The following is a 26,651-nucleotide window of genomic DNA, read 5'->3' as shown; positions in this document are numbered from 1 at the left end:
GCGCCGGGCAGCGGCCCGGCGCCCGCCCGCACGTGACCCGTCCCGAAGTTGGAGGTCAGATGCGCAAGGTCATGAGGTGGCTCCTGGCCGTGCTGCTCGCGGCCGGCTCGCTGGTCGCGGTCGGCGGCACGTCGTCGCCGGCCGTCGCGCTGGACAACGGGCTCGCCCGTACGCCGCAGATGGGGTGGAACGACTGGAACACCTTCTTCTGCGACGTCAACGAGACCCTCATCCGGCAGACCGCCGACGCCATGGTCTCCAGCGGCATGGCGGCGGCCGGCTACGAGTACGTCAACATCGACGACTGCTGGTCCACCAGGAGCCGCGACGCCAGCGGGAACCTGGTGGCGGACCCGCAGAAGTTCCCCAGCGGCATCAAGGCGCTGGCGGACTACGTCCACGCCAAGGGGCTGAAGCTCGGCATCTACTCCTCGGCCGGGACGACCACGTGCGCCGGGTACCCGGCCAGCCTGGGTTACGAGCGGCGCGACGCCGCGCTGTGGGCGTCGTGGGGGATCGACTACCTGAAGTACGACAACTGCGGCGACCACCAGGGCAAGAGCGGGCTGGAGCGCTACACCGCGATGCGGGACGCGCTGGCCGCCACCGGACGGCCGATCCTGTACAGCCTGTGCAACTGGGGCCAGGAGAACGTGTGGACCTGGGGGATGCCGGTGGGCAACTCCTGGCGGACGACGGGCGACATCGCGGCGAACTGGAACTCCATCATGGGCATCCTGGACCGGCAGGTCGGGCTCGAGGCGTACTCGGGGCCGGGCGGCTGGAACGACCCGGACATGCTGGAGGTGGGCGTCGGCGCGCTGACGGCGACCGAGGGGCGGGCGCACTTCAGCCTGTGGTCCCTGCTGAACGCGCCCCTCATCGCCGGCAACGACCTGCGGTCGATGAGCGCGGAGACCCGGTCCATCCTGACGAACACCGAGGTCATCGCGGTCAACCAGGACTGGGGCGGCAGGCAGGGCCACAAGATCGGTGACAGCGGGAACCTGGAGGTCTGGCGCAAGCCGATGTCGAACGGCTCGGTCGCGGTCGTCCTGCTCAACCGGGGCACCTCGACCGCCACGGTGTCCACCACGGCCGCGGCCCTGGGGCTGGGCGCGGCGTCCTCGTACACGGTGCGTGACCTGTGGGCGCACACGACGTCCACCAGCTCCGGGACGATCAGCGCGCCGGTGCCGGGGCACGGGGCGGCCATGTACGTCGTGACCGGCGGCGGCATCGTCCCCGAGGTCTCGCTCAGAGGGGCCGGGTCGGGCCGCTGCCTGGACGTCACCGGCGCCTCGCAGGCCAACGGCGCGCAGGCGCAGATCTGGGACTGCAACGGCCAGGCCAACCAGCGCTGGACGCCCACCGCGAGCGGCGAGCTGCGGGTCTACGGCGCCAAGTGCCTGGACGCCTACGAGCAGGGCACCGCCAACGGCACCCAGGTGATCATCTGGGACTGCAACGGGCAGGCCAACCAGCGATGGCGGCTCAACGCCGACGGCACCGTGACCGGGGTGCAGTCGGGCCTGTGCCTGGACGTGCCGGAGAACGCCACCGCCAACGGCACCAAGCTGATCATCTGGTCCTGCAACGGCGGCGCCAACCAGCGGTGGACCCGCATCTGACGCACACATTCCCGACGGGCACGTTCTGATGGGCATGTTCTGACGGGCATGTTCTGACGGGCATGTTCTGACGGGCATGTTCTGACGGGCACGTCTTCGCCGGGGGCGGCATTCAGGCGGCCCTCCGCCTCCGGCGAAGACGCCCATCCCTGATCACCGACCGCGCCGTGACGGCGCGGCCCGTGGCGCCCGTCACCGCACCGGCGGCGGCGCGGCCGGCCCGGCGGGGGCGGGTGCGGGGGCGGGCAGCAGGGGTGAGCGGGCGGTGCGCGCGCCGGGGACCAGCACGGTCGTGACCAGCGCCGCCAGGGAGACCAGGGTGATGGCGATGGCGATCGCCTTCAGCGGGCGCCGCCGCCTGCGCTCCCCGCCGTACGGGTGAGAGCCGCCCAGGCGGTGGCTCACCACCCACGTGAAGGCCCCCATCGCCAGGATGGCCAGGCCCGGCAGGGGCGCGGCCCTGACGATGGCGGTGCCCAGCGCGATGAGCGACATCGTCGTACGCGTCCAGGCGAGCTGCGTCCGCTCACGCGCCAGCCCCGGGTCCCACGCGGGCCCGTCGCGGAGGTCGGCGGGCCCCATGTCAGCCGGACAGGGCGACGAAGGCGATGGCGACGAGCGCCACGGCGGTGATCACGATCACCAGGACGCGCGGCAGCGCCGAGCGCGGCAGTTGCCGGCCGTGCCGCATCGCGCGCTGGTTGCGGCGCCAGTCCAGGTAGGCGCCGCCGGGGAGGAGCGCGCCTAACAGGATGAGCGGCAGCGCGAGCATGCGCCGCCCGCCGGGCAGCCCGGCGAAAGGGGGCAGCACCTGGACGATCGCCAGCCCGGCGATGACCAGCGCCAGCGCGGTCCTGCTCCAGGCCAGGAAGGTGCGTTCGTTGGCGAAGGTGAACCGGACATCGGGCTCCGAGCCGCTCCCGCCATCGCTCGGCAGCCGCTCCGCATGCGCATTCTCCATGTAATCAGAAGATAACTGTACGGAGTCGGCTGTCCAGAGCTTGAGGGCGAACCGCCAAGAATCGCACCGTACGGCAAGGTCGCCGGGCGCACGCCCCGGACCTGCAGCAACATCTGTCCAGCCGGTCACTTCCGGCACGCCGACCGGCCGTGACTGCATGGAGTCGAACAGTCGCTCACCGTGAGGAGAAGGCCGAATGCCGACGAGCATCCCCCGATCTGCCCATGCCCATGACAGCGCCGCCCCGGCGGCGTGCCTGCCCGGCGCCGGTCGCGGGGGTGTGACAGCCGCGTGATCATCGACTTCCCCCTTCTCGTCGGCTCCTTCCTGGTGGCCGTGATCGTGGGGCTCACCGGCATGGGCGGCGGGGCCCTCATGACGCCCATGATGCTGCTCTTCTTCAACGTGCCGCCGCTGGCGGCCGTCTCCAGCGACCTGGTGGCCTCGGCCGTCATGAAGCCGATCGGCGGCTACGTCCACCTGCGCCACGGCACCGTCAACCTGCGGCTGGTGGCGTGGTTGTGCGCCGGGTCGGTGCCCGCCGCGTTCTGCGGGGTGTTCCTCGCCCGCGCGTTCGGCGAGGAGGCGGCCGCCCAGGAGGCCGTGAAGCACGCCCTGGGCGTCGCGCTGCTGCTGGCCGTGGCCGGGCTCGTCGCCAAGTCCCTCCTGGCCGCGCGGGAGCGGCCCGGGCCCGGCTCCGACCTGGCCGCCATCACGGTCCGGCCCATCCCGACCCTGCTGGTCGGCATGGTGGGCGGCGTCACCGTCGGCGTCTCCTCGGTGGGCGCGGGATCACTGATCATCGTCGCGCTGCTCGCGCTCTACCCCGCGCTCAAGGCCAACCAGCTCGTGGGCACCGACCTGGTGCAGGCCGTGCCCCTGGTCGGCGCCGCCGCGCTCGGCCACCTGCTCTACGGGGACTTCCGGCTGCACCTGACCACCTCGCTCATCCTCGGCTCGATCCCCGGGGTCTACCTCGGGGCGCGCGTCTCCTCCCGGGCGCCGAGCGGGCTCATCCGGGCGCTGCTGGCGCTGGTCCTGCTCGCCTCGGCGCTGAAGCTCCTGGAGGTGAGCAATGCGACCGCCGCCTGGATCCTCGGCGTGGGATCGGCCGCCGGGGTGGCGGGCTGGCTCGTACTGAGGCGGGGCAGGGCCCGGACGGCGACGGCCGACCCCGTGCCCACCACGGCCGACCGCACCGGCTGACCTCCCCGCGCCCGGCCACCGCGCCCGGCCACCGCGCCCGGCCACCGCGCCACCGCGCCCGGCCACCGCGCCCGGCCACCGCGCCCGGCCACCGCGCCCGGCCACCGCGCCCGGCCACCGCGCCCGGCCACCGCGCCCGGCCGCGCGGCCGGGTCAGTGGCCGCCGGACAGCTCGCCGGACAAGGTGGCGTGCATGCGGGCGCTGGGCTGGTTGAGGCCGACGATGGTGACCTTCTTGCCGCGGGCGGCGTACTTGGTCTCGACGGCGTCCAGGGCCGCGACCGAGGAGGCGTCCCAGATGTGGGCGCCGGTCAGGTCGATGACCACGTCGTCGGGGTCGCCCGCGTAGTCGAACTGGTAGACGAGGTCGTTGCTGGAGGCGAAGAACAGCTCGCCGGTGACGGCGTAGACGACCTGCTTGCCGTCCGGGTCGAGGCAGGCTGTGACGCCGGCCAGGTGGGCGACCCGGCGGGCGAAGATGATCAGGCCGGTCAGCGAGCCGACGACGACGCCGATGGCCAGGTTGTGGGTGGCGACCACGACGGCGACGGTGATCACCATGACGATGATCTCGCCGGCGGGCATGCGCCTGAGCGTGGCAGGGGCGACGGAGTGCCAGTCGAAGGTGCCGAACGACACCAGGATCATCACCGCGACCAGCGCGGCCATCGGGATCTGCGACACCCACGGGCCGAAGACGATGCACAGGACCATGAGGAAGACGCCCGCGCTGAACGTGGACAGCCGGGTCCTGGCGCCGCCGCTGCGCACGTTGATCATCGTCTGGCCGATCATCGCGCAGCCGCCCATGCCGCCGAAGACGCCGGTGACGATGTTGGCGATGCCCTGGCCGATGGACTCGCGGGTCTTGCCGGAGCGGGTGTCGGTGATGTCGTCCACCAGTTTGGCGGTCATCAGCGACTCCATCAGGCCGACCAGCGCGAAGGCGAGGGCGTACGGGGCGATGAGGGTGAGGGTGTCCAGGGTGAAGGGCACGTCCGGCAGGCCCGGTACGGGCAGCGACGACGGCAGCGCGCCCTTGTCGCCGACGGTCGGCACCGCCAGGCCGGCGCCCAGGGTGATGGCGGTCAGGATGGCGATGGACACCAGCGGCGCCGGCACGGCCCTGGTGACGCGCGGGAAGAACACCATCAGCGCCAGCCCGCCGAGCACCAGCGGGTAGACCACCCACGGCACGTCGATCAGCTCCGGCACCTGCGCCATGAAGATCAGGATGGCCAGCGCGTTGACGAAGCCCACCATGACGCTGCGCGGCACGAACCGCATCAGCCTGGCCACCCCGAGCGCGCCGAGCGCCACCTGGAAGATCCCGCCCAGGATGACGGTGGCGACCAGGTAGCCCAGCCCATGCTCGCGCGCCAGCGGCGCCACCACCAGGGCGATCGCGCCCGTCGCGGCCGAGATCATGGCCGGCCGCCCGCCGACGATCGAGATCACCACGGCCATGGTGAACGAGGCGAACAACCCGATGCTGGGGTCCACGCCGGCGATGATCGAGAACGAGATCGCCTCGGGGATCAGCGCCAGGGCCACCACCAGGCCGGACAGCAACTCGGTACGGAGCACCCGGGGCGTCAGGTGGCGCAGATCGGGCATGCGCGGGCGGCGCGCGGCCACCGTGGAACCAGCAGACAAAGAGATCATCCAGACAGGAGGGCGTACCCCCGGCCGGTACGGAGCCGGGGCGTCAACGACGGGCGGGCGGACGCCACGACCCCGTACGGTTCGGGACGTCACATGACAGGCGGACGCCGTGATCCGTACGGACCGGGGCGTCGAATGGCAGGTGGACGCGTGCCCGGCACCGGCGGGCGCAGGCGTCCGGCCGGAGCGGGCCCGCGCGGAAGCCCGGGCCGCGGCCGAGCTTGAATCTACCCTAACGTTAGGGTTGGCCGAGGAGTGGCCGGCGTGACAAACGTCTCATTCGGTCAGGCGGAGGCGCCGGCCTTCTGCCGCTGGCGGCGCAGCTGCTCGGCGAACTCCCGCGCCATCGCCAGCTGCTCGCGCAGCCGGTCGGCCCGGTCGGCGACCGCGCGCTCGAACAGGGCCAGCCGGGAGACCAGCGTGGGGTCGTCGTCGCCGGCCGCGATCCGGTCGCTGATCTCCAGCAGGTCGCGCATCTCCTCCAGGCTGAAACCCAGGGGCTTCATCCGCTTGATGAGGGCCAGGCGGGCGATGTCGGTCTCGCTGTAGAGCCGGAAGCCGCCGCTCGTGCGCTCGGGCACGATCAGGCCGACCTCCTCGTAGTGCCGGATCGTCCGCAGGGACAGCCCGAGCCGCTCGGCCACCTCGCCGATCTGAACCCGCCTGTCGGACATCCGTCTCCTCCGCGTCGTCGCGCCGGTGTGGGCCCGCTGCCGGGAGCCGAACCTACCCTTACGTCAGATTAACTTTACGTGACGGTTGGAGGTGGGCCGACAGCGTTCAGACGACGATACCCCGGTGGCGCGGCGCCCCCCGGAAGGGAAGCGCCCGAGGGGTACTCGTCCCCGGCAGGGGCCCTTCCGGAAGGGAAGCGCCCGAGGGGCGCTCGTCCCCGGCAGGGGTGCCCGCTCAGGCGTAGAGCGCGGCGATCTCGTCGAGCAGCCGTTCGCGCGCCACCTCGGGAGCGGCGACGCCGGTGAGCACGTAGGCGGCCAGCCCTTCGGCCAGGGCCACGAGGGCCAGGGCCGCGCCCTCCGGCCGCACGTCGCGGCGGATGCGGCCGGCCTGCTGGTCCGCGCGGACGAGGTCGGCCATCCGGCGGTGGAAGTCGGCGTACAGCGCGCGCAGCCGGGCCGCGATGCCCTCGTCGGCGAAGCCGAGCGCGTGGAAGGACTGGCGCACGCGCATGTGGGCCTCGGTGGCGGCGTCGTACGGGATGAGCTCGGTGAGCACCGTGGTGAGCACCAGGCGCGGGTCGGCGGCCCCCGAGGCGGTCTTCTGCCGGATGCGCCGGCCGGACAGCTCGTTGCCGCGCTCGAACGCCGCCTCGATGAGCCCGCGCTTGGCGGGGAAGTAGTGCTGCACCCGGCCGGGCGAGATGCCGGCCCGGGCGGCCACCGTGGTCAGCGACACCGCGGCCAGCCCGCGTTCGGCCACGATGGCGAGCACGGCGTCGGCGATCTCGTTGCGGCGCTCCTCGTGCTGCGCCCCCGGCCCCCGGACACGTCTGACCATCACCCGACCCCTTTCCAATGTGGCCATATCGGATTGTAGGCTGCATCCGGTAAAACGATGTGATCCCATCGATCTGGTGGAGGGGTGACCGGTGCGGGCCGTTCTGGCGCTCGTCTGCGTGGCGCAGTTCATGGTGGTGCTCGACGTGTCGGTGGTGAACGTCGCGCTGCCGTCCGTCCAGGACGCGCTCGGCTTCGACCCCCGGGGCCTGGCCTGGGTGGGCAACGCCTACGCCCTGGTCTTCGGCGGGTTCCTGCTGCTCGGCGGGCGCCTGGCCGACCTCTACGGGCACCGCCGGGTCCTCGCCGCCGGCCTCGCGCTGTTCACCCTGGCCAGCCTGGTCGGCGGGCTGTCCGGCTCCGGCGGCATGCTGGTCGCCGCCCGCGCCGCCCAGGGGCTCGGCGCCGCCGTCCTGGCCCCGGTCACCCTGGCGATCGTCACCACGACGTTCCCGGAGGGGCCGCACCGGACCCGCGCCATCGCGGTGTGGACCGCGGTGAGCCTGGCCGGCGGCACCGCGGGCAACCTCATCGGCGGCGCGCTCACCGAATACCTGTCCTGGCGCGCCATCCTCCTGGTCAACGTGCCGATCGGGCTGGCCTGCCTGGCCGCGACCCGCGTGCTCGGCCCCGGCACGGCACGGGGGACCGGGCGGCGGGTGGACCTCCTCGGCGCGGCGCTGGCCACCGGCGGGATGGTCGCGCTCGCCCACGGGCTCGGCGGCGCGCCCGCCTACGCCCTCCTCGGGGTGGTCCTGCTGGGGCTGTTCGCCGTGGTAGAGGCACGCCTGGCCCGCGCGCCGCTGATCCCGCCGCGCCTGCTCCGGCCGCGCGCGATCTGGCTGGGCAACCTGGCGATGCTGCTGGCCGGCGCCTGCCTCAACCCCATGTGGTACTTCCTGACCCTGTCCATGCAGCGCGTGCTCGGCTACGGCCCGCTGCAGACCGGCCTCGCCTTCCTGCCCCACACACTGCTCACCATGCTGGTCGGCCTGTACGCGACGCCGTGGCTGATGCGCCGCGCCGGCCACCGGGTCCTCGTCGCCGCCGGAGCCCTCCTCGGAGCGGCCGGATTCCTCTGGCAGGCCGCCCTCGCCCCCGGCGACTCCTACCTGGCGGCGATCCTCGGCCCGGCCGTGCTGATCTCCCTCGGCGGCGGCCTGCTGAACACCCCCCTCACCGTCACCGTCACCTCCGGCGTCGGGCCGGCCGACGCCGGCGCCGCCTCGGGGCTGATGAACACCGCCAAGCAACTGGGCGGCGGGCTGGGCCTCGCCGCGCTGATCGCCCTGACCGGCGAGCCGCCCGGCGGGGCCGACGCCACGGCGGGAGCACTGGCCGCCGCCTACGGGCAGGCGTTCACGCTCATCGCTGCGGCGATGGCCGCCGTCGCCGTGCTCGCCGCCGCCCTCCCCGCGCGCCGGGACCCCGCGCCGGCGCGGCCGGAGCGGTCGTCTCCCGGGAAAGGCTGAATCCTTTTCCCGTCCCGTTGCTCTTATAGACGTCCGAGCAATGAGGCCGAGTGGAAATCCTCAGGAGGAGTGATGGTGGAGATCGTCATCGCCGTGCTGGTCGCGGCGGTGCTGGTGTGCGGGTGCGTGCTGTTCCTGCGCAGGAAGAAGGCACGGTCGCGTGGCTAGCCCGGGCGCGGCCCCCTGGCCGGAGCACCGGCTCGTCACGGCGGCCCAGGGGGGTGACGAGGCGTCGATCGCCGTGCTGGTCTCGGGGGCGTACCCGCACGTCCGGCGGTTCGCGTTCGCGCTCTGCGCGACCAGCCAGGACGCCGAGGACGCGGCGCAGGAGGCCATGATCGTGCTGTTCCGCAAGATCGGGACGCTGCGCGCGGCCACGGCGCTCGCCTCCTGGATGTTCCGGATCGTGCGCAACGAGTGCCTGCGGCGGGCCCAGGCCGTGCTGCGCCGGCAGGAGCCGGTCGGCGAGCCGGCCATGCCTGCCATGCCCTCGGCCGAGGACGACGTGCTGGACCGGCTGGAGGCCGAGCGCGTCGCCGCGGCGATCGCCGCGCTGCCCGACGACCAGCGCCGGGTGCTCATCATGCGCGACGTCCAGGGCCTGCCCGGAGGTACGGTCGCCAAGGCCCTCGGGCTGAGCACGGCGGCGATGAAGTCCCGGCTGCACCGGGCACGCGCCGCCGTACGGGCCCGGCTGCACGTTTCGGAGGAGGTCTCCCCGGTATGAGAACGGTCGAGACGCGGGGCGGGACCTCGTTCGCCGAGAGATCCCTGTCGATCCACCTCGTGCGGGGCGTCGCCGGCTTCGGGCTGCTCGCGGGGTCGTTCGCGCTGATCCCGGTCGTGGGGCTGCTCAGCCTGCTCCTGCTGCCGGTGGGCCTGCTGGCGCTGCGCGGCTGCCCGTTGTGCTGGGTGATGGGGCTCGCGGAGGTGGTCAGCCGCGGGCGCGTGGAGCGCTCCTGCGCGGACGGCCGCTGCCGCGTCACCCCGCGCCGGGCCCCGGCCGGGGAAGGGGGGAGCCGCCCCCCTTCCTGACGCGGCATCTGCGGAGATGGGAGGGGGCGGCAGGCGCAGGGCGAACAGCCGGGGCGGGAAATTTCGCGTCCCTGTCGGATCGAGGCCGCGGCCGTTCGTCTATGAGGTGAGGTCCGGACCTCCAAGGGTCACGGCACAGGCGAAGGGCAGGAGGGCCGCATGAAATACGTGCTGATGTTCGTCGAGACCGAGCAGTTCGCCCGGGAACTGGAGGCGATGGGCGAGGTGGAGCAGCGGGCCGCCTACGAGGCGGTGGGCCGGTGGTTCGCCGAGCACGCCGACAAGATCACCCATCACACGTATCTGGCTCCGGTGCACACCGCGACCACGGTGCGGCTGGACCAGGGCGAGCCGATCGTCACCGACGGGCCGTTCGTCGAGGGCAAGGAGGTCGTCAGCGGGTTCGCCGAGATCGAGGTGGCCGACCTGGACGAGGCGCTGAAGCTGGCCCGCTCCTGGCCCGCCTGCCCGATCGTGGAGATCCGCCCCGTCTCATGACCGCATCGACAGGTGACCCCGCCCCCGACCCGCCCGCCCACCCCGAGCCGGGCGGCCACCCCGGCCCGCCCGGCCACCCCGGCCCGCCCGGCCACCCCGAGCCGGGCGGCCGGCCCGGTCCCGGGCCGGCGGATGGCCGGGACGGTCACGAGGTGCTGGCCCGCGTGGTGCGGGAGCACGCGGGCCGGCTGGCGGCGTCGCTGGTGTCGCTGCTGGGCGACTTCTCCGCGGCCGAGGACCTGGTCCAGGACGCGGTCGAGACCGCGCTGCGGCGCTGGCCGGTCGAGGGCGTGCCGGAGCGGCCGGACGCGTGGTTGTTCACCGTGGCCCGGCGGCGAGGTCTGGACGTGCTGCGCCGCGAGTCGAACTACCGGGCCAAGCTGGCCCGGCTCGACCGCCCCGGCCCCGCGCCGCCCGACGACCGGCTGCGGCTGATCTTCACCTGCTGCCACCCGGCGCTGTCGCGCGCCGCGCAGATCGCGCTCACCCTCCGGGTGGTGTGCGGGCTGTCGGTGGCCCAGATCGCCGCGGCGTTTGTGGTGCCCGAGACGGCGGTGGCGCAGCGCATCACCCGCGCCAAGCGGAAGATCGGCGAGGCGGGCATCCCGTACCGCGTCCCTCCCGGCGCCGAGCTGCCGCAGCGGCTGGGCGAGGTGCTGGCGGTCGTCTACCTGCTGTTCAACGAGGGCTACCTGGGCAGCACGGCCGCGCGGGCCCAGGCCCGCGACCTGGTGGACGACGCCGAGTGGCTGGCGGCGCTGCTGGTGAACCTGGTGCCGGACGAGCCGGAGGCCGCCGGGCTGCTGGCGCTGATCCGGCTGCACCGGGCCAGGGGCGCGGCCCGCTTCGACGGCGAGGGCCGCCTGGTGCTCCTGGCCGACCAGGACCGCGGCCTGTGGGACCGGCGGGCCATCTCCGAGGCCACCGCCCTCCTCACCCGCGCGGCCCGCACCCGCCGCCGCCCGGGTCCGTATCAGCTGCAGGCGGCGATCGTGGCCTGCCACGCCGAGGCCGCGAGCTTCGCCGAGACCGACTGGGCGCAGATCCTGGTGCTGTACGACATGCTGCTGCACCTGGCGCCCTCGCCCGTCACCCGGTTGCACCGGGCGATCGCGTTGTGGCACGTCCAAGGGCCCTGGGCGGCCCTGGCCGAGCTGGACGGCCTCGCCGGTGCGCTGGAGCGGTACCCGCTGCTGCACGCCACCCGGGCCGAGCTGCTGCGCGCCCTGGGACGCGGCGAGCAGGCGCGCCGGGCCGATGAGCGGGCGCTGGAGCTGACCGCCAACCCGGCGCAGCAGGCGCTGCTGGAACAACGCCTCGGCTGGGACTGACCCCTCGCCGGCGACGGCCGGGGCGGGCGGGCCGCCATCCGGAGCGCAGGGGCCACGGCTCGCCGGCCGGAGCCCCCTGGCCGTCATGAGACAGGGCAGGGCGGCGCCGCCGTCGACGGGTCGTGCTTCAGCAGCAGCACGGCGATGTCGTCGGCGTGCCGCCGGTGCGACGGGGCGTGGCCCAGCAGCGTGTCGATGAGCTGGTGCAGCGGCTGCCCGCACGCATCGGCCAGGTGCCGGGTGAGCGCGCCGATGCAGACGTCCGGGTCGGTGCCGGGCACCTCCACGAGGCCGTCGGTGTAGAGCGCGAGAATGGCCTCGGGCGGGAAGGGCGCGTTCAGGGTCGGATACTCCGCGTCCAGGTCGATGCCCAGCAGCGGGCCGGCGGGCACCTCGATCACGTCGATGTGCCGCTCCGGCAGGCACAGCAGGGGCGGCGGGTGCCCGGCGCTGGCCGCGCAGAACGTCCGCAGCCGCAGGTCCACGTGGACGAGCAGGCAACTGGTGAACAGGTCGGTGCCCAGCTCGATCAGCAGCCGGTTGGCGTGCCGCAGCACCTCGCCCGGGCCGGCGCCGGTGCCGGTGAAGGCGCGGACGGCGGTGCGCACCTGGCCCATGAGCGCCGCCGCGGTCATGTTGTGGCCCTGCACGTCGCCGATCACGGCCGCGATCGCCCCGTCCTCCAGCGTGACGAGGTCGTAGAAGTCGCCGCCGACGCCGACGCCGCGGGTGGCGGGCACGTACCTGGCGGCGCTGCGCAACCCCGCCACCTCGGGCAGCGCGGCGGGGAGCAGGGCGGTCTGCAGGCTGTGGGCCAGGCGGTCCTTGGTCTCGTACAGCAGCGCGCGGTCCAGCGCCCGGGCGATCAGGCCGGCCAGCGCGGTCAGCGTGGCACGCTCCTGCGAGGTGAACCGGCGCTCGTCCGCGAAGCCGAGCACGCAGGTGCCGATCCGCTGCTCCGACACCGTGAGCGGCAGGAACGCCCACGCGGCCGTGTCGTCGAAGCGCGCGCAGTCCGGATCATCCTCGCGCCGGAGCTCCTCCCAGCTGCCGAAGAACAGCGGCCGGCCCGTGCGCATGACGCGTTCGGCGGGGGTGGGGGAGGTGAGGGGCAGGCCGTTCAGGCGGTCGAGCACCTCACGGTCGCAGCCGTGGGAGCCGGCGACGCGCATCCTGCCGCCCTCGGCCACCAGCAGGGCCATGGCACGCACGCCGTACGCGGGGGCGACGTGGTCGGCGACCAGGTCCACCACCTCGCCCACGTCCAGCGCCTTGGTCAGCGCGGAGGCCACGTGCAGGAAGTCGCGGGAGTCGCTCAGCGGCGGTGACCCGGCGTCCGCCGCGTCGCTGAGGGCGGCCTCGCCGGGGCCGGGCGGGTCCGTCTCGGCGGGGGCGAGGTGCAGGCTGATCCCGGACGGCGTCGGATGCAGCCGGATGCGGATGAGGCGGCCGTCGGGGTGGCCGGCGACGCAGGAGACCACGTGCTGGCCGATCGACGCGGCCCGGCAGCGGTCCTCGAACACCGGATCGCGCAGCCACGGCACCCGGTCCCACAACCGGCAGCCCTGCGCGGGGGCGCCGTCGAGACCGAGCAGCGCGGTCGCGGCGGGGTTGCAGAAGGTGATGTGGCCCTCGACGTCGATGGCGGCGATGCCGTCGGTGAGACGGTCGAGGCAGTCGAGCGCGGCCGGGGCCTGCCGGGCGTCGGTGAGGCCGGCGGAGGGCAGGGTGAGCGAGCGCGGCTGTCCCGCCGGGCGCAGCGGGCGGCCGTGGTCCTCCGCCTCCGTCAGCAGCCGGCCGAGGCGCCGGCTGGTGCGGTGGACGGTGGTGAGCTCGGCGGGGGAGAGCACGTCAGGGTGGGTGGCGGGCCAGACCAGCGCCCACGATCCCCGTACGCGCTCGCCGCCGTCGATCGGCGCGGCGGCCAGGGCGAAGGCGTACGGGACGGACAGCGCCGTGCCCGGGAACCGGCGGGCCATGTCGTCGGGGCCGGGCACCCAGACCAGCTCGCCCCGGCGGACGGCGGCGGACACCGGCGTGTCGGCGTCGGCCCTGACCCTCGTCCAGGGCTTGGCGCCCCAGCCGGGCAGCCCCAGCTCGGCCTCCATCAGCAGCACGGGGTCGGTCTCGTGCAGCAGGTACAGGGTGGCGAGGTGCGCGCCCGTCTCGGCCGCCGCCTCGACCAGGGCCTCGTCGACGGCCGCCGCCACGTCCCCGGTGAGGGTTCTGGTACGGGGGGCGTCCCGCCGGGCACGACCGTCCGGCGTCGGCCCCTCCGCAGTCAGCCGATGCGACATACGTCAACGGTACGCAGCCCAGGTGGGGGCATATCTTCATATTTGTCCTATCTAGGGGTGTTCACGGCAAGGCGCTTGCCTCCCCGAGGTCACCGTGTGACCAGCGCCGCCCCACCCCCACCCCGGCGCGCCTTCGTGCCGCGCGCCCCGCTCAGCCGAGCGCGTGATCGAGGTTGAAGGCCGCGCTGATGAGCGCCAGATGGGTGAACGCCTGCGGGAAGTTGCCGAGCTGCTCGCCGGTGTGCCCGATCTGCTCGGCGTACAGGCCGAGATGGTTGGCGTAGGTGAGCATCTTCTCGAAGGCCAGCCGGGCCTCCTCGACGCGGCCGGCCCGGGCCAGCGCCTCGACGTACCAGAACGAGCAGATCGAGAACGTGCCCTCGGGGCCCTCCAGGCCGTCCGGGCTCAGCTCGGGGTCGTAGCGGTAGACCAGGGAGTCGGAGACCAGCGTGTCGCCGAGCGCGTCGAGGGTGGACAACCACTTGGGGTCGGTCGGCGAGACGAACTTGGCCAGCGGCATCATCAGCACGGCCGCGTCGAGCACCTCGTCGCCGAAGTGCTGCACGAACCCCCGCAGCCGCTCCGACCAGCCGCGCTCCATGATGTCGCGGTAGATGGCGTCACGGTTGTCCCGCCAGCGCGGGATGTCGGCGGGCAGGCCGCGCTGGAGGGCCACGCGCATGGCGCGCTCGATGGCGACCCAGCACATCAGGCGGGAGTAGGTGAAGTCCTTGCGCCCGCCGCGCGTCTCCCAGACGCCCTCGTCGGGCTGGTCCCAGTGCTCGCACACCCAGTCGACCAGCGTGCACAGCTCGTCCCAGCGCCGGCTGGAGATGGGCGTGCCCCACTTGTTGTACAGGTACATCGAGTCGATGAGCGCGCCGTAGATGTCGAGCTGGAGCTGGTCCACGGCGGCGTTGCCGATCCGGACGGGCCGCGAGCCGCGGTAGCCCTCCAGGTGCGGCAGCTCCTCCTCGGGCAGGTCGCTGCGGCCGTCGATGCCGTACATGATCTGCAGCGGCCCGCCCGCGCCGGTGCCGTCCAGCCGGACGTGCTCGTCCAGGAAGGCCATGAACGCCTCGGCCTCCTCGGTGAAGCCGAGCCGCAGCAGGGCGTAGACGCAGAACGCGGCGTCGCGCACCCACACGTACCGGTAGTCCCAGTTGCGCCGCCCGCCGATCCGCTCGGGCAGGCTGGTCGTGGGCGCGGCCACGATGCCGCCGGTCGGCGCGTACGTGAGCAGCTTGAGCGTGAGCGCCGACCGGTGCACGACCTCCCGCCAGCGGCCCCGGTAGCGGGAGGCCGACAGCCATCGGCGCCAGTACTGCACGGTGGCGGTGAACAACCGCTCGGCCTCCTCCAGCGGGCAGCCGCGGGGCTCGACGCCGGAGGCGAGCCGGTCGAGGGCGAACACGGCGCGCTCGCCCTCGCGCAGCACGAAACGGCCGCGCACGTCCCGGCCGTCGTGCTCGACGGGGATGCTGGAGGTCAGCTCCAGCGTGAGCGACGGCGACGCGAAGAACGTCAGCCCGCCCTCCTGCCTGACGGTGTGCGGCCGGCGGGCGTAGTCGAAGCGGGGCGCCACCAGGGCGCGGAACGGCAGCGTGCCGCGCACGCAGGTGACGCGCCGGATCAGCCGGTGCCGGTCGGCCTCGGAGGCGTCGCCCTCGATGGGCATGAAGTCCTGGATCTCGCCCACGCCGTCGTCGGCGAAGAAGCGGGTGATCAGCACGTTGGTGTCGGGGAAGTAGAACTGCTTGGTCGTGTACGGCACGTCGGCCGCCAGCTCGAACGCGCCGCCCCGATCGGCGTCCAGGAGCGAGCCGAACACCGACGGGGCGTCGAAGCGCGGGCAGCAGTACCAGTCGATGGTGCCGTCGGTGCCCACGAGCGCGACCGTGCGCAGGTCGCCGATCAGCCCGTGCTCGCCGATCGGCAGGTAGCGGGAGTCGCCGGGGCGGCCGCGCCCGCGGTCCGCCGGCCCGGTGCCGTGTGCCTGCATGTTCTCAACGTAGGCAGCCAGGGGGCGCGACGTCGCGGGGACGCGCCAGGAGGGCGCCCCCGCGTCCCGGAAAACGCCGGTGAGCCCCGGGCCGGGGGTTCAGCGCCGGGCCAGGGCCAGCATGCTCAGCCCGAACATCAGCACGCGCAGGGGGAGATGGAGCGACGGCACGTGCGCGATGCCGAGCGCGACCTGGGCCGAGGCGAGGACGCGGCCTGCAAGCCAGCCGGCGGATGGGCGGGCCGAGGTGGTGCGGCGGGTCAAGGAGGCGTGGGAGACCAAGGACATCGCGGCCCTCGTCGACCTCCTCGACCCGGCCGCCATGATGACCGCCGACGGCGGCGGCCTGGCCGGCACCGCCACGCGCCGGCCGGAGCGTCACCGAGCCGGTCTCTCCTGCTCCCGCAGGCACAGCTCCGCCAGCCGCGCCGCCGCCTCGTGCGGGGTCAGGCCGGCGCCCCGCCGGTACGCGCCGGCGTAGCCGGCCCGGCCGAGCCGCCCCGCGAGAGACTCGGCCAGCGCGCGCAGCTCGGCGTCGCCGTGGTCGAAGCCGCCGCGCAGGGCCTGGCTCAGGCCGAGCGAGACGGCCGCGCCCGCCGGGTCGCCCTCCAGGAACTGGAGCCTGGCCAGGAGCTGCGCGGCGACGGGGGCGTCCATGTTGGCCTGCGCCGCGCGCACGGCGTGGGGCAGCAGCTCGCGGGCGCGCATGGTGTCCCCGGCGGTGAGCAGGTTGGCCATCCGGGCGGGCAGCAGCCGGTTGTCGGTGGCCTCCGCCGGCAGGAGCAGCTCGCGGGCGACGGCCGCCATCCGGTCGAGCGCCCGCTCGGCCCGTTCGACCTGGCCGCGGCGGCGGTGCAGCTCGGCCAGGACGCCCAGGACCTCGAACTCCAGCAGCGGCTGCCCGCGCTCCAGAACCGCCCGCTCGGCGGTCTCCAGGTCGCGCCGGGCCCCGTCCAGGTCGCCGGCGCGCATGCGTTCGGTGGCCAGCCCGAGCCGGGTCGAGACCTCGTCCTGCGAGCCGAGGCCGGTGGCGAAAGCGATGCTGCGCTCGTAGGCGCCGATCGCCCGGTCGTGGTCGCCCGCGACGGCGTGCAGCTGGGCCAGTCCGTACAGCGTCTTGGCCGTCCACCACCGGTCGCCGGTCTCCTCGAACGCGTGCAGCGCCGCCGTCATCGCGCCCGCGCAGCCCTCCCGGTCGCCCCGCTCGCGGTGGCGGATGGCCTCGATCATGAAGGTGCAGGCGATCGCCCAGCGGTCGGAGCCGCCGCGCACGCGGGCGATCTCCCGGTCGGCCAGCTCGTCCAGCTCGGCCACGCCGAGCACGGCCGCCATCACCAGCACCGTGGTCAGCAGCATCGGATAGCGCCGCAGCGCGCCCGTGCGGGCGCAGTCGTCGACGATCACGCGCAGCCGGCCGGGGTCGGTGATCGGGCCGCCCGCGACGCCGACCAGGTGGATCGCGGTGAACGCGGCCCGGGCGGCGGCGGGCAGCGCGTCGCCGAACCCGGCCACCCGGGCGATGTACGTCTCGGCCCGCGCGTCGTAGCGGTGCATGACCCAGTACCAGTACAGCGGGGCGAGCAGCCGGGCCGCGGTCTCGGCGTCGCCGCCGTCGACGGCCGTGTCCAGGGCGTGCAGCAGGTTGTCGTACTCGGCCTGGAACAGCCGCAGCGACTCCAGCTGCCGGCCCGAGCGCAGCAGCGGCTCGTGCTCCCCGGCCAGGCCGGCGAAGTGCCGGACGAAGCCGCGCAGGACGCTCTCGTGCTCCCCGGCGAGCGGGAGCTTGCCCGCCGCGTGGGCCCGGATGCTCTCCAGCATCCGGTAACCGTCACCGGAGCGCTCCACGATGGACTTGTCCACCAGGGAGTCGAGGACGTGCGCGACCTCGTCCGGGGGAAGCGTCCCGTCCGCGCAGACCGCCTCGATCGCCGCGCTCCCGGTACGCGCCGGGAACACCGACATCCGGCGGGCCAGCGTCCGCTCCTGATCGGTGAGGAGCTCCCAGCTCCACTCGATGACCGCGTGGAGGGTCTGCTGGCGGGGCTGGGCGGTCCTGTTGCCGGTGGTGAGCAGCCGGAAGCGGTCGTCCAGCCGCCGCGCGACCTGGGCGGCGTCCATGGTGCGCAGCCGCGCCGCCGCCAGCTCCAGGGCCAGCGGCAGCCCGTCCAGCCGGCGTACGACGTCCACCACCGGCCCGGCCGTGGCCGCGTCCAGCACGAAGCCGGGCTGCACGGCCGCCGCCCGGTCGAGGAACAGCAGCACCGCGGCCGACTCGCGGGCGCGGGCGGCGTCGGCGCCGGCCGGCGGCAGGCCGAGCGGGCCCAGGCGGCACAGCGCCTCACCCATGACGTCCAGCGGCTCCCGGCTCGTGGCCAGCACCCTCAGGTGCGGCCGGCGCTCCAGCAGCCGGCCGGCGAACTCCGCGACGGGCCCGGCGATCTGCTCGCAGTTGTCCAGCACCAGCACGCCCTCGCCGCCGGCGAGCAGCTCGGCCACCCGCTCCAGCGGCGTGCCGGCCGGTTGGGCGTCCGTGACGGAGAGCGCGCCCAGCACCGCCTCCGGCAGCCCGCCGGCCGTGCGCACCCCGGCCAGCGGGACCAGCCAGACCCGGCCGCGGGCATGGGCCCGGTGCCGGCCCGCCGCCTCCACGGCCAGCCGGGTCTTGCCCACGCCGCCGGGCCCCACGACGGTGACCAGCCGGGCGGTCTCCAGCAGTCCGGCCAGCGACCTCAGCTCCTCCTCCCGGCCGACGAAACTGGTCAGCGGCGCCGGCAGCCGGCCCCGTGCCACCTCCGGTGGCGCGCCGGCGGCCTGGAGGGTCTCCGGCTCACCCCGTAACACGGCCAGGTGCGTCCTGCGCAGCTCCTCGGAGGGATCGACGCCCAACTCCTCGGCGAGCGTGCCGCGGACCTCCTCGAACACGGCCAGCGCGGCGGACCGGCGGCCCGCCGCGTGCAGGGCCCGCATGCGCAGCCCGGCCAGGCGTTCCCGCAGCGGATGCGCGGCGGCCGCCGCCTCCACGTCGGCCAGGATCTCGCCGTGGCGGCCCAGGCGCAGCTCCGCCTCGAACCGGTCCTCCGCCGCCCCGGCGCGCAGCTCGTCGAGGCGCGCGCCGGCCGTGCCGGCGAACGGGAGGTCGCGTACGTCGGCCAGCGCGTCGCCGCGCCACATCGCCAGCGCGTCGCGCAGCAGGGCGGCGGCCCGGGGCGCGTCGCCCGCGGCCAGCTCGTGACGGCCCCGCCTGGCCAGCTCCTCGAACCGGACGGCGTCGATGTGCTCGGCGGGCACGCGCAGGCGATAGCCGCCGCCCACCGTCTCGACGAGCCCGTTCCCCGCCCCCGCCCCGTCTCCTGTCTCGGCCCGTGCCCCGGTCACTGCGCCGGCCCGAGACCCTGCGCCGGCCCGAGACCCTGCGCCGGCCCGAGACCCTGCGCCGGCCCGAGACCCTGCGCCGGCCCGAGACGCCGCCCCGGTTTCCGGCCCGGTCGCGGGCGTGCCCAGCGCCCTGCGGAGCCGGTGCACCAGCGCGTGCAGCGCGTTGACGCCCTCGCCGTGCGGCCGCTCCTCCTCCCACAGGCTGCCGAGCAGCGAGTCGACCGGCACCACCTCGCCCCCGGCCAGGGCCAGCCTGGCCAGCAGCGCGCGGACCCTGGTGCCGCCGAGCTCGATCGGCGTGCCGTCGTCGGCCCGGGCCCGGACCGGCCCCAGCAGCTCAATCCGCATGCGCACCAGGCTAACGGGCGGCGGAACCGATCAAGCACGGGCGCGTCTCCGCTGGTCGGGGCGGGTCCGGAGCGCTCCCTGACAATCCGCTCACCCCGGCACGGCAGGGCTGGAAGATCGTTATAAGCCGCCTGTCAGAGCCGCCCGGCACCGTGAAGGGCGTACGCAAGACATCCTCTCGAAAGGCAGCGCAAATGACCGCGCACGAGAAACTGCAGCAGGTGCTCGACCGGGCGGTGACCGAGGTCGGCGTCCCCGGCATCGTCGCCGAGGTCAAGGACGGCGACCGGACCTGGTTCGGCACCGCGGGCGTGGCCGACCTGGAGACCGGGGCCCCGCGCCGGCCCGGGGAGCACGTGCACGCCGGCAGCAGCGGCAAGTCCTTCACCGCCGCCGTGCTGCTGGGCCTGGAGGCCGACGGCCGGCTGAACCTCGACGACCCGGTGAACAGATGGCTGCCCGGCGTGCTGGACGTCAACGGCTACGACGGCGACAAGATCACCGTCAGGCACCTGCTCAGCAACACCAGCGGCCTGTTCTCGACCGGCCTGGCGCCGGAGGTGGCCCACCGCTACGCCACCCGCTCCGCCTTCCGCCAGAACCGCTTCGACACCTTCGGCACCGAGGAACTGCTGCGGATCGCGGTGTCCCAGCCGCCGGTCGGCGCGCCGGGCGAGCGCTTCGAGTACTCCAACGGCGGCTTCCACATCGCCGGCGCGATCATCGAGCGGATCACCGGCAACAGCTACGCCGAGGAGGTCGAACGCCGGATCACCCGGCCGCTCGGCCTGACCCACACCCGCGTGCGCCCCGAGCGGGAGACCGGCTACCCCGATCCGCACCCGCGCCTGTACTCGAACCTGTTCTACAAGGACGGCACCGACCTGGCGGCGGTCACCCCGGAGAACTGGGAGTCGATGATCGAGGAGCCGGGCCTCCCGCCCCTGGACGTGACCGAGTTCAACTCCTCCTGGGCCTGGTCGGCCGGCAACGTCGTCTCCACCTCCAGTGACATGATCCGCTTCGTCGAGGCGATGGCCGGCGGCACCCTGCTGCCGCCCGAGCAGCACCGGCAGATGTGGACCACGGTCTCCACCGAGGGCGGTCACTGGATCCCGCACGCCCGGTACGGCCTGGGCATGTTCGAGCTCGACCGCCGGATGACGGGCGGCCGGACGCTGCGCGGCGCGGGCGGCAGCCTCTGGGGGACCTGGTTCTTCACGGTGAGCGAGCCGGAGAGCCGGCGCACCGTGGCCGTGCACACCAACACCGAGTGGAAGACCTGGGACATCATGTTCGAGATCATCGAAGCGGAGTTCGGCGTCTCCGTCGGCGCGTGAACGGCGAGCCGCCCCCGCCGGTCCTTCCGGCGGAGGCGGCCCGCGCGGGCTCCCTACAGCTCGCAGCCGCTCTCGACTTCGCCGTCGCAGCGGTCGGTGTCGGCTCCGCCGTTGAGCGTGTCGGTGCCGATGCTGCCGATCAGGCGGTCGTTGCCCGAGCCGCCGTTGAGCGTGTCGTCGCCGAACCCGCCGAACAGGGTGTCGGCCGCGGTGCCACCGTTGACGGTGTCCACGCCGTTGTCGCCGGAGAGCGTGCTCGGCAGCCTGGTGTCGTTGCGGATCGCGTCGATGCCGTCCCCCGCGAACACCTCGACCCGGGTGATGCCGCCGGTCGGGCAGCGCGCCTCGCCCGCCGCCCGCGTGCAGCCGGCGCCGGCGGCGACCGAGCCGAGCGTGTTGGCGATGGTCACCACGGTTCCCGCGCTGTTGAGCGTGATCGTGATGCCGTCGTCCGCCGGGCTGCCGTTGACCAGGATCCTGCCGCTGTCGAGCTGCGCGGTGACGGTGGCCGCCGACGCCGGTCCGGCCAGCGCCACGGCGCCGGTGAACAGGACGGTGGCGGCCCCCAGTGCCGTGCCCGCGGTTCTGAGCAGGCGACGGCCCTTGCTGGTGCTGAACATTGTGGTTCCCCCTCGATGGTGTGTCCGGGCCCCGGAACACTCTGGGGGAGCCTCCTCTCCGGCACCTCGTAAAAGGACGCACCGGCGGCGCGTACTCGCCGGTTGTCCCGGGGCGCGTGTGGCGGGAGGCGCTCTCCGGTCAGAAGCGGGCGGGGCCGCCGTTGGCGCGGACGGCGTCGGCCGCGGCCTGGGCGAAGGCGCGGATGCGCGCCGTGGCGCCCGCCGTGCGCCACACCACGGCCACGTGCGTGGGCGGGGCGTCCTCGCGGGCCAGGGCGGCGGCGACCACATCCCCAACAGGCACTTGATGAGGGTCGTCTTGCCCGCGCCGTTGGGGCCGGCCAGGCCCATGATGTAGCCGGGCGGCAGCACCAGGTCCACCCCGTCGAGGCAGAAGCCGGCGAATCGCTTGGTCAGGCCGCGGATCTCGACGGCGTTCCGCGTGGTCGTCACTGTCCCTCCTCGGGAAGTCGGAGAAGCTGGTCGAGGATCTCGATCACCTCGTCCCTCGTCAGGCCGGCCCGGCGGGCGTGCCGCAGCGCCGCGGTCAGGCTCTCCTCGACCTCGCGCAGCAGTTGCTCGCGCACCAGTTCGGGGCTGCGCGGCAGCACGAAGCTGCCCTTGCCGTGCACGTTGGTGATGAACCCGTCGCGCGCCAGGTCGTTGTAGGCCCGGGTGGTCGTGATGACGCTCACCCGCAGGTCTCTGGCCAGGGCCCGCAACGACGGCAGCGGCGCGCCGGCCGGCAGGTCGCCGGTCTGGATCGCGGCGATGACCTGCTGCTTGATCTGTTCGTAGATGGGCACGCCGGAGGTGTTGGAGATCACTATGCGCATCTCTGACCCTTTCGCGCGGCCATCGAACCGGAATCCTTACTGTATATGTGCACTATATACACTTCGGCGGAGGGTTGATGACGATCGCGGCATTGGCGATCGCCGTCCGATATGGGGGCGGCGGAGGGCCGCTCCGTGAGAAGATCGAGATCATGACTGGACTGCCTGGCCCGGGCCGCCGGGGCGCTTCCGCCCGCGCGACGGCCATCGACACCTCCGTGACGTCCATGACGCGGCCGGGGCTGCTCGGCGCCGCGCGGGCGGGCGAGGCCGAGTGCTGAGCATGACCAGAACAGACGACTCACACCTGCCGTCCTCGACCGCGCGCCTGCGGGCCGAGGTGCTGACGGCGGAGGAGGTCCAGAGCACCGCTGAGAGCGGCCGGATCGGCGAGAACCAGGGTCAGGGGGAGGCCGTGGAGCCCGAGGCGCTCAGTGTCGGGCGGATCGGCGGGCTGCGCCCGCGCCGCCGTCCCGGCGACGGGGGCGAGGTGCCGGGCGCGGACGTGGACCTGGTGGACGCGCTGGCCGCGCCGGCCCGCCGTACGGTGGCCGCCTGGCTGCTGGACAAGCGCTCCCCGGCCACCCGGCAGGCCCGCCTCCAGGTGCTGGCCTCGTTCCTGCGCTGGCTGCGCACCGTGGAGCCGGAGCTCGAACCGCTCGCCGTCACCGGCGCCCATCTCGACGCCTACTGCGAGGCGGCGCTGGCGGGCGCGCTCACCATCGGCGTGCGCAACCCCGGCAAGCCGCTGGCCAGGGCGACCGTGGCCAGGAAACGCGCCGTGCTGTCGTCGTTCTACACCTTCGCCTGGCGCAGCGGCGTCGTACGGCACGACCGCACCCCCGTCTCGCGCCCGGCCCCGGCCCGCGACGCCCGGACGCTGACCCGGGAGGACCGGCGGCTGCTGCGGCTCGGGATCGCCCGGCTGGCGGCCGAGGGCAGGCCCGCCGAGGCCGCGGCCGTCGCGCTGCTGGACGCCACCGGCGCGCCCGCCACCGCCCTGGCCGGGCTGACCCTCCAGGACCTGCGGGCCGTGACGGCGGGCGAGCCGGCCATCGTCACCGTGCACGACGGCCGCGGCGACCTGGTCGCCTTCCCGGTGCCGCCGCCGGCCCGGCCGCTGCTGCGTACGCTGTCGGCCATGAGGACCGCCGGGGAGCCGCTGATCAGGCGGGCCGACGGCCGCCCGGTGGACGTGCCGTGGCTGCGGGCGGCGCTCACCGCCGCGGCCCTGGCCGGCGGCATCCCCAGGCGGCGGGCGGAGCTGCTGGACCCGCACATGATGCGCGCCACCACCGTCACCGAGCTGCTGCGCGACCAGGCCACCTGACCCCCGTGCAGGGCTGTCCCTACCGGAGCCGGGCCAGCTCTTCCTCGCTCAGCTCCAGCGTGGCGGCGGCGGCCGAGTCGGCGATGGTCTCGGGGCGGCTCGCGCCGGGGATCGGGATGACCACCGGGCTGCGGGCCAGCTCCCAGGCCAGGCAGACCTGCTGCGGCGAGACGCCGTGCGCGGCGGCGATCTCGGTGAAGGCGGCGTTGCGCTCGCGCAGCTCGCCGGTGCGGCCGATGCCGCCCAGCGGCGACCACGGCAGGAAGGCCAGCCCGAGCTCGGCGCACACGTCGATCTCGGGCTCGCTGGAGCGGAAGCGCGGCGAGTACTCGTTCTGCACGCTCACCAGGCGCTCGCCCAGGATGGAGTGGGCCAGCCTGATCTGGCCGGGGCCGGCGTTCGAGATGCCGGCCATCTGGATCTTGCCGGCGTCGTGCAGCTCCTTCAGCGCGCCGATGGTCTCCTCGTAGGGGACCTTCGGGTCGGGGCGGTGGTGCTGGTAGAGGCCGATGCTGTCCACGCCGAGCGCCTTCAGCGACCGGTCGCAGGCCTCCTTGAGGTACGACGGCCGGCCGTCCACGTCCCAGCCGTCGGGGAGGCGGATGTGCCCGCCCTTGGTTGCCACCAGCACGGCGGCGGCGTCGCCACCCCAGGTGGACAGCGCCTTGGCGACCAGGCGCTCGTTGTGGCCGACGTCCTCGTGGGAGGGCGTGTAGGCGTCGGCCGTGTCGATCAGGGTGATGCCGGCGTCCAGGGCCGCGTGGATGGTACGGATCGACTGCGCCTCGTCCGGCATGTGCCCGGCCACCGACATGGGCATGGCCCCGAGCCCGATGGCCCCGACCTGACGTCCGCCGATGGTGCGCGTTCTCATGGGTTCCTGCATGGGACCAAGCCTGCCCGCTGGAGTGGGCTCCAGGTCAACGCGGAGCTTGCGGGTGTGTTCCAGGTCGACGCGAAGCGCCGGCGTGCGCTTGAGGTCAACGCGGAGCGCCCGCGTTCCGGCGGGGGAGGCCGGCGGCGGCGAGGAGCCCGCCCACGACGCAGAGCACCCCGGTGACCAGCACCGCCGTGTGCACCCCGTTCATGAACGCGTTGCCGCTGCCCTCGGCCACGGCCGCCGCGACCTGCCCGGCCATGCCGTCCCGGACGGGGGAGACGCCCATGGCCACCGCGTCGGTGGCGTGCGCGAGCCCGGCCGCCGTCCCGTCCGGGACGCCCGCGCGGGCCAGCTCGCCGCCGAGCGTCGCCCCGACCCGGGCGCTGACCAGCGAGACCAGCACGGACGTGCCCAGCGCGCCGCCGATCTGCAGCGCCGTGGCCTGCAGCCCGCCGGCCACCCCGGCGTCCCTGGCGGGCGCGTTGCCCACGATCGCGTCGGACGAGGCCGACATCACCATGCCGACCCCCAGTCCGAGCGCGAGGAACGGCGGCCACATGGCGGCGTAGGACGAGTGCGCGTCCCAGGTGAGCATCCAGAAGGAGGCGGCGGCCTGCAGCGCCATGCCGAGCGGCATGGCGAAGCGGGCGCCGAACCGGCCGGTCAGCGCCGCGCCCAGCGGCGAGGCGACCACGGTGGCCAGGCTCAGCGGCAGCGTGCGCACGCCGGCCTCGACGGGCGTGAAGCCGCGCACGTTCTGCAGGTACAGCATCAGGAAGAAGACCACGCCGAGCAGCACGAAGAAGTTGATCGCGGTGACGATCGCGCCGACGGTCAGCGCGGGGCTGCGGAAGAGCCGCATGGGCAGCAGCGGGTGGGCCTGGCGGGTCTCGTACCAGCCGAAGACGAGCAGGACCAGCACGCCCGCCGCGAGCGCGCCCAGCGTGCCGCCGGACGTCCAGCCCCAGGTCTCGCCCTTGATCACGCCGAAGACCAGCACGACCAGGCCGATCGCGAGCAGGATCACGCCGGGCAGGTCGAAGCGGTGGTGGCCGGTGGAGTTCCTGCTCTGCGGCAGCACCAGCGCGCTGACGACCACGCCGATCAGGCCGATGGGCAGGTTGATGAGGAAGACCGACTCCCAGTTGACGTGCTCGATGAGCAGCCCGCCGACGATCGGCCCGAGCGCGGTGGAGCACGAGGCCACCATGGCCCACAGGCCCACCGCCATGCCGAACCTCCGCGGCGGGAAGACCGCGCGCAGCAGGCCGAGCGTGTTCGGGATCAGCAGCGCGGCGAAGACGCCCTGCGCCGCCCGGAAGGCGATCACGCCCTCGATCGACCCGGCCACGCCGATCGCGACCGAGGCGGCGGTGAACCCGGCCGTGCCGATCAGGTAGTACGTACGCCGCCCGAACCGGTCGCCGAGCTTGCCGCCGAGGATCAGCAGGGCGGCCATGGCGAGCAGGTAGGAGTTCGTGACCCACTGGAGGTCGGCGGTGGAGGCGTGCAGCTCCCGGCCGATCTCGGGGTTGGCGATCGCCACGACGGAGCCGTCGAGGTTGACCATGAACAGGCCGATCGCGACGGCGATCAGCGTCAGCCAGGCGTTGGCCCGCCTGCCCGGCGGGGCGTGCGCGGGCAGGGCCGGATCTTCCACGGTGGTGGAGGGCATGAAGGTGCCTTGTCTGTGAGAGGAGGACATGGGGGATCATGGGCGCGCCGGGCGCCGGGCGCCGGGGTCGCGCCGCTGCCGTGCGAAGGAGGCGGGCCGCTGCCATCGCACACAGACGACGGCTCAGGCCCGCCCGCCACAGAATTGACGGCTCGGGACGCCCTGCCGGGCGGACGTGACGCTGGGGACCGGCCACCGGGAAGAAACGACGGCTCAGATCCGCCTGCCGGCAGAAGTGACGGTTCGAGACAGCCCGCCGGGCGGACGTGATGCTCGGACCGGCCGCCGGGCAGAAGCGCCCGCCCGCCCGGGAGCGGTGACGGCTTGTGACCGGCCGCCGGTCAGGCGTGACGCTCGAAGCCGGCCGCCAGAGGCTGCGGATCGGGACCGCCTGCCAGCGGCGGCGGATCGGGCCGTCGGGCGAGGTGGCGGGTCAGCGTCGTCGGGGTGGGGTGGCGGGTCAGTGCCGCCGGGTGGAAGCCTTCAGGGCGCCGAGCACGGAGCCCAAGGCGTCCTGCTGCCCGTCGGTGAGGGCATGCAGCGCGGGCACGAGCGCGGGAATCACGCGGTCGTGGTCCTGAACGGACACGCTGAAAACGGGCATGCCGTGCAGACTAGGCGTTTTCCCGCCCCTA

At 74.1% G+C, this 26,651-nt stretch carries 25 protein-coding genes; 10 read left to right on the top strand and 15 right to left on the bottom strand.

What is annotated here, in order from left to right; all coding sequences use genetic code 11:
- Nucleotides 1-59 precede the first annotated feature (59 nt).
- A complete protein-coding gene (locus IO39_RS39415; protein WP_043635195.1) occupies nucleotides 60-1,631 on the top strand; it encodes a glycoside hydrolase family 27 protein in 1,572 nt (523 codons plus the stop codon).
- A gap of 192 nt (nucleotides 1,632-1,823) precedes the next feature.
- On the opposite strand, the gene IO39_RS55335 is transcribed toward IO39_RS39415, so the two are convergent.
- Both IO39_RS55335 and IO39_RS39405 read right to left on the bottom strand, forming a co-directional pair.
- Complete coding sequence (locus tag IO39_RS55335; protein WP_043635192.1) at nucleotides 1,824-2,213, bottom strand: DUF202 domain-containing protein; 390 nt, start codon at nucleotides 2,211-2,213, stop codon at nucleotides 1,824-1,826.
- A gap of 1 nt (nucleotide 2,214) precedes the next feature.
- The gene (locus tag IO39_RS39405; RefSeq protein ID WP_052423949.1) at nucleotides 2,215-2,592 is read right to left on the bottom strand and encodes a YidH family protein; all 378 of its coding nucleotides are present in this window, start codon (nucleotides 2,590-2,592) and stop codon (nucleotides 2,215-2,217) included.
- Between the two features lie 291 nt (nucleotides 2,593-2,883).
- Here IO39_RS39405 and IO39_RS39400 point away from each other — a divergent pair, with 291 nt between their 5' ends.
- On the top strand, nucleotides 2,884-3,798 hold the full coding sequence (locus IO39_RS39400) for a sulfite exporter TauE/SafE family protein (protein WP_052423948.1): 915 nt from the start codon (nucleotides 2,884-2,886) through the stop codon (nucleotides 3,796-3,798).
- Nucleotides 3,799-3,951: 153 nt separating this feature from the next.
- Here IO39_RS39400 and IO39_RS39395 read toward each other — a convergent pair whose 3' ends face one another.
- The 3 genes from IO39_RS39395 to IO39_RS39385 form a co-directional block, all read right to left on the bottom strand.
- Nucleotides 3,952-5,463: a SulP family inorganic anion transporter gene (locus tag IO39_RS39395; RefSeq protein WP_084774279.1), complete on the bottom strand. Its 1,512-nt coding sequence runs from the start codon at nucleotides 5,461-5,463 to the stop codon at nucleotides 3,952-3,954.
- Nucleotides 5,464-5,747: 284 nt separating this feature from the next.
- The gene (locus tag IO39_RS39390; protein WP_043635189.1) at nucleotides 5,748-6,137 is read right to left on the bottom strand and encodes a MerR family transcriptional regulator; all 390 of its coding nucleotides are present in this window, start codon (nucleotides 6,135-6,137) and stop codon (nucleotides 5,748-5,750) included.
- A gap of 235 nt (nucleotides 6,138-6,372) precedes the next feature.
- Nucleotides 6,373-6,978 (bottom strand): TetR/AcrR family transcriptional regulator, encoded by a 606-nt coding sequence (locus IO39_RS39385; RefSeq protein WP_043635187.1) that lies wholly within the window; start codon nucleotides 6,976-6,978, stop codon nucleotides 6,373-6,375.
- 91 nt (nucleotides 6,979-7,069) lie between these two features.
- Here IO39_RS39385 and IO39_RS39380 point away from each other — a divergent pair, with 91 nt between their 5' ends.
- From IO39_RS39380 to IO39_RS39360, 5 genes are all read left to right on the top strand, one after another.
- Nucleotides 7,070-8,449 carry an MFS transporter gene (locus IO39_RS39380; protein WP_281200359.1) on the top strand — a complete coding sequence of 460 codons (1,380 nt, stop codon included), beginning with the start codon at nucleotides 7,070-7,072 and terminating at the stop codon, nucleotides 8,447-8,449.
- Between the two features lie 160 nt (nucleotides 8,450-8,609).
- The gene (locus IO39_RS39375) at nucleotides 8,610-9,176 is read left to right on the top strand and encodes an RNA polymerase sigma factor (protein WP_043635184.1); all 567 of its coding nucleotides are present in this window, start codon (nucleotides 8,610-8,612) and stop codon (nucleotides 9,174-9,176) included.
- Complete coding sequence (locus tag IO39_RS39370; RefSeq protein WP_043635180.1) at nucleotides 9,173-9,484, top strand: hypothetical protein; 312 nt, start codon at nucleotides 9,173-9,175, stop codon at nucleotides 9,482-9,484. The genes IO39_RS39375 and IO39_RS39370 overlap by 4 nt, the downstream gene beginning before the upstream one ends.
- A 159-nt stretch (nucleotides 9,485-9,643) precedes the next feature.
- Nucleotides 9,644-9,982, top strand: coding sequence for a YciI family protein (locus IO39_RS39365; protein ID WP_043635177.1), 339 nt, complete (start codon nucleotides 9,644-9,646; stop codon nucleotides 9,980-9,982).
- On the top strand, nucleotides 9,979-11,313 hold the full coding sequence (locus IO39_RS39360; protein WP_157549572.1) for an RNA polymerase sigma factor: 1,335 nt from the start codon (nucleotides 9,979-9,981) through the stop codon (nucleotides 11,311-11,313). The genes IO39_RS39365 and IO39_RS39360 overlap by 4 nt, the downstream gene beginning before the upstream one ends.
- An 83-nt stretch (nucleotides 11,314-11,396) precedes the next feature.
- Here the strand turns inward: IO39_RS39360 and IO39_RS39355 are convergent, their stop codons facing one another.
- From IO39_RS39355 to IO39_RS59240, 4 genes are all read right to left on the bottom strand, one after another.
- Nucleotides 11,397-13,610 carry a SpoIIE family protein phosphatase gene (locus IO39_RS39355; RefSeq protein WP_157549570.1) on the bottom strand — a complete coding sequence of 738 codons (2,214 nt, stop codon included), beginning with the start codon at nucleotides 13,608-13,610 and terminating at the stop codon, nucleotides 11,397-11,399.
- A gap of 151 nt (nucleotides 13,611-13,761) precedes the next feature.
- Nucleotides 13,762-15,612 carry a glycoside hydrolase family 15 protein gene (locus tag IO39_RS39350; protein WP_052423947.1) on the bottom strand — a complete coding sequence of 617 codons (1,851 nt, stop codon included), beginning with the start codon at nucleotides 15,610-15,612 and terminating at the stop codon, nucleotides 13,762-13,764.
- 99 nt (nucleotides 15,613-15,711) lie between these two features.
- Nucleotides 15,712-15,900: a hypothetical protein gene (locus IO39_RS55330; protein ID WP_169789196.1), complete on the bottom strand. Its 189-nt coding sequence runs from the start codon at nucleotides 15,898-15,900 to the stop codon at nucleotides 15,712-15,714.
- Nucleotides 15,901-15,990: 90 nt separating this feature from the next.
- On the bottom strand, nucleotides 15,991-19,335 hold the full coding sequence (locus IO39_RS59240) for an AfsR/SARP family transcriptional regulator (RefSeq protein ID WP_043635169.1): 3,345 nt from the start codon (nucleotides 19,333-19,335) through the stop codon (nucleotides 15,991-15,993).
- Nucleotides 19,336-19,529: 194 nt separating this feature from the next.
- Here IO39_RS59240 and IO39_RS39335 point away from each other — a divergent pair, with 194 nt between their 5' ends.
- Complete coding sequence (locus IO39_RS39335; RefSeq protein ID WP_043635166.1) at nucleotides 19,530-20,675, top strand: serine hydrolase domain-containing protein; 1,146 nt, start codon at nucleotides 19,530-19,532, stop codon at nucleotides 20,673-20,675.
- Between the two features lie 53 nt (nucleotides 20,676-20,728).
- Here IO39_RS39335 and IO39_RS59235 read toward each other — a convergent pair whose 3' ends face one another.
- The 3 genes from IO39_RS59235 to IO39_RS39325 all read right to left on the bottom strand — a co-directional run bounded on the left by IO39_RS59235 (nucleotide 20,729) and on the right by IO39_RS39325 (nucleotide 22,131).
- Entirely contained in the window at nucleotides 20,729-21,295 is a 567-nt protein-coding gene (locus IO39_RS59235; protein WP_052423945.1) for a calcium-binding protein, read from the bottom strand.
- A 139-nt stretch (nucleotides 21,296-21,434) separates the two neighbouring features.
- Nucleotides 21,435-21,599, bottom strand: coding sequence for a hypothetical protein (locus IO39_RS56315; RefSeq protein ID WP_211267336.1), 165 nt, complete (start codon nucleotides 21,597-21,599; stop codon nucleotides 21,435-21,437).
- Between the two features lie 145 nt (nucleotides 21,600-21,744).
- Nucleotides 21,745-22,131: a GntR family transcriptional regulator gene (locus tag IO39_RS39325; protein ID WP_043635164.1), complete on the bottom strand. Its 387-nt coding sequence runs from the start codon at nucleotides 22,129-22,131 to the stop codon at nucleotides 21,745-21,747.
- Nucleotides 22,132-22,283: 152 nt separating this feature from the next.
- Between IO39_RS39325 and IO39_RS59230 the strand changes: the two genes are divergently transcribed.
- Together IO39_RS59230 and IO39_RS39315 are read left to right on the top strand one after the other, a co-directional pair.
- On the top strand, nucleotides 22,284-22,412 hold the full coding sequence (locus IO39_RS59230) for a hypothetical protein (RefSeq protein ID WP_281200358.1): 129 nt from the start codon (nucleotides 22,284-22,286) through the stop codon (nucleotides 22,410-22,412).
- Between the two features lie 2 nt (nucleotides 22,413-22,414).
- Entirely contained in the window at nucleotides 22,415-23,461 is a 1,047-nt protein-coding gene (locus tag IO39_RS39315) for a site-specific integrase (protein WP_043635159.1), read from the top strand.
- Nucleotides 23,462-23,480: 19 nt separating this feature from the next.
- Here the strand turns inward: IO39_RS39315 and IO39_RS39310 are convergent, their stop codons facing one another.
- The 3 genes from IO39_RS39310 to IO39_RS57055 form a co-directional block, all read right to left on the bottom strand.
- On the bottom strand, nucleotides 23,481-24,335 hold the full coding sequence (locus IO39_RS39310; RefSeq protein ID WP_043635156.1) for an aldo/keto reductase: 855 nt from the start codon (nucleotides 24,333-24,335) through the stop codon (nucleotides 23,481-23,483).
- Nucleotides 24,336-24,441: 106 nt separating this feature from the next.
- Nucleotides 24,442-26,016: a DHA2 family efflux MFS transporter permease subunit gene (locus tag IO39_RS39305; RefSeq protein WP_043635232.1), complete on the bottom strand. Its 1,575-nt coding sequence runs from the start codon at nucleotides 26,014-26,016 to the stop codon at nucleotides 24,442-24,444.
- A gap of 460 nt (nucleotides 26,017-26,476) precedes the next feature.
- Nucleotides 26,477-26,620, bottom strand: a complete 144-nt coding sequence (locus IO39_RS57055; protein ID WP_211267333.1) for a hypothetical protein — start codon at nucleotides 26,618-26,620, stop codon at nucleotides 26,477-26,479.
- Nucleotides 26,621-26,651 lie beyond the last annotated feature (31 nt).

The organism is Nonomuraea candida (genome assembly GCF_000725485.1).
Taxonomy (GTDB): domain Bacteria; phylum Actinomycetota; class Actinomycetes; order Streptosporangiales; family Streptosporangiaceae; genus Nonomuraea; species Nonomuraea candida.
Note: the sequence above shows the minus strand (reverse complement) of the source record. Positions and strands in the feature narration are given on the sequence as shown.

Coding starts and splice junctions, on each gene's coding strand:
- IO39_RS39335 (WP_043635166.1), top strand. CDS start 19,530: ATGACCGCGCACGAGAAACTGCAGCAGGTGCTCGACCGGGCGGTGACC.
- IO39_RS59235 (WP_052423945.1), bottom strand. CDS start 21,295: ATGTTCAGCACCAGCAAGGGCCGTCGCCTGCTCAGAACCGCGGGCACG.
- IO39_RS39405 (WP_052423949.1), bottom strand. CDS start 2,592: ATGGAGAATGCGCATGCGGAGCGGCTGCCGAGCGATGGCGGGAGCGGC.
- IO39_RS39305 (WP_043635232.1), bottom strand. CDS start 26,016: ATGCCCTCCACCACCGTGGAAGATCCGGCCCTGCCCGCGCACGCCCCG.
- IO39_RS39385 (WP_043635187.1), bottom strand. CDS start 6,978: ATGGTCAGACGTGTCCGGGGGCCGGGGGCGCAGCACGAGGAGCGCCGC.
- IO39_RS59230 (WP_281200358.1), top strand. CDS start 22,284: ATGACTGGACTGCCTGGCCCGGGCCGCCGGGGCGCTTCCGCCCGCGCG.
- IO39_RS39415 (WP_043635195.1), top strand. CDS start 60: ATGCGCAAGGTCATGAGGTGGCTCCTGGCCGTGCTGCTCGCGGCCGGC.
- IO39_RS39365 (WP_043635177.1), top strand. CDS start 9,644: ATGAAATACGTGCTGATGTTCGTCGAGACCGAGCAGTTCGCCCGGGAA.
- IO39_RS39325 (WP_043635164.1), bottom strand. CDS start 22,131: ATGCGCATAGTGATCTCCAACACCTCCGGCGTGCCCATCTACGAACAG.
- IO39_RS39395 (WP_084774279.1), bottom strand. CDS start 5,463: ATGATCTCTTTGTCTGCTGGTTCCACGGTGGCCGCGCGCCGCCCGCGC.
- IO39_RS39310 (WP_043635156.1), bottom strand. CDS start 24,335: ATGAGAACGCGCACCATCGGCGGACGTCAGGTCGGGGCCATCGGGCTC.
- IO39_RS39315 (WP_043635159.1), top strand. CDS start 22,415: ATGACCAGAACAGACGACTCACACCTGCCGTCCTCGACCGCGCGCCTG.
- IO39_RS59240 (WP_043635169.1), bottom strand. CDS start 19,335: ATGCGGATTGAGCTGCTGGGGCCGGTCCGGGCCCGGGCCGACGACGGC.
- IO39_RS39355 (WP_157549570.1), bottom strand. CDS start 13,610: ATGTCGCATCGGCTGACTGCGGAGGGGCCGACGCCGGACGGTCGTGCC.
- IO39_RS39360 (WP_157549572.1), top strand. CDS start 9,979: ATGACCGCATCGACAGGTGACCCCGCCCCCGACCCGCCCGCCCACCCC.
- IO39_RS55335 (WP_043635192.1), bottom strand. CDS start 2,213: ATGGGGCCCGCCGACCTCCGCGACGGGCCCGCGTGGGACCCGGGGCTG.
- IO39_RS39390 (WP_043635189.1), bottom strand. CDS start 6,137: ATGTCCGACAGGCGGGTTCAGATCGGCGAGGTGGCCGAGCGGCTCGGG.
- IO39_RS39370 (WP_043635180.1), top strand. CDS start 9,173: ATGAGAACGGTCGAGACGCGGGGCGGGACCTCGTTCGCCGAGAGATCC.
- IO39_RS39350 (WP_052423947.1), bottom strand. CDS start 15,612: ATGCAGGCACACGGCACCGGGCCGGCGGACCGCGGGCGCGGCCGCCCC.
- IO39_RS57055 (WP_211267333.1), bottom strand. CDS start 26,620: ATGCCCGTTTTCAGCGTGTCCGTTCAGGACCACGACCGCGTGATTCCC.
- IO39_RS55330 (WP_169789196.1), bottom strand. CDS start 15,900: ATGTCCTTGGTCTCCCACGCCTCCTTGACCCGCCGCACCACCTCGGCC.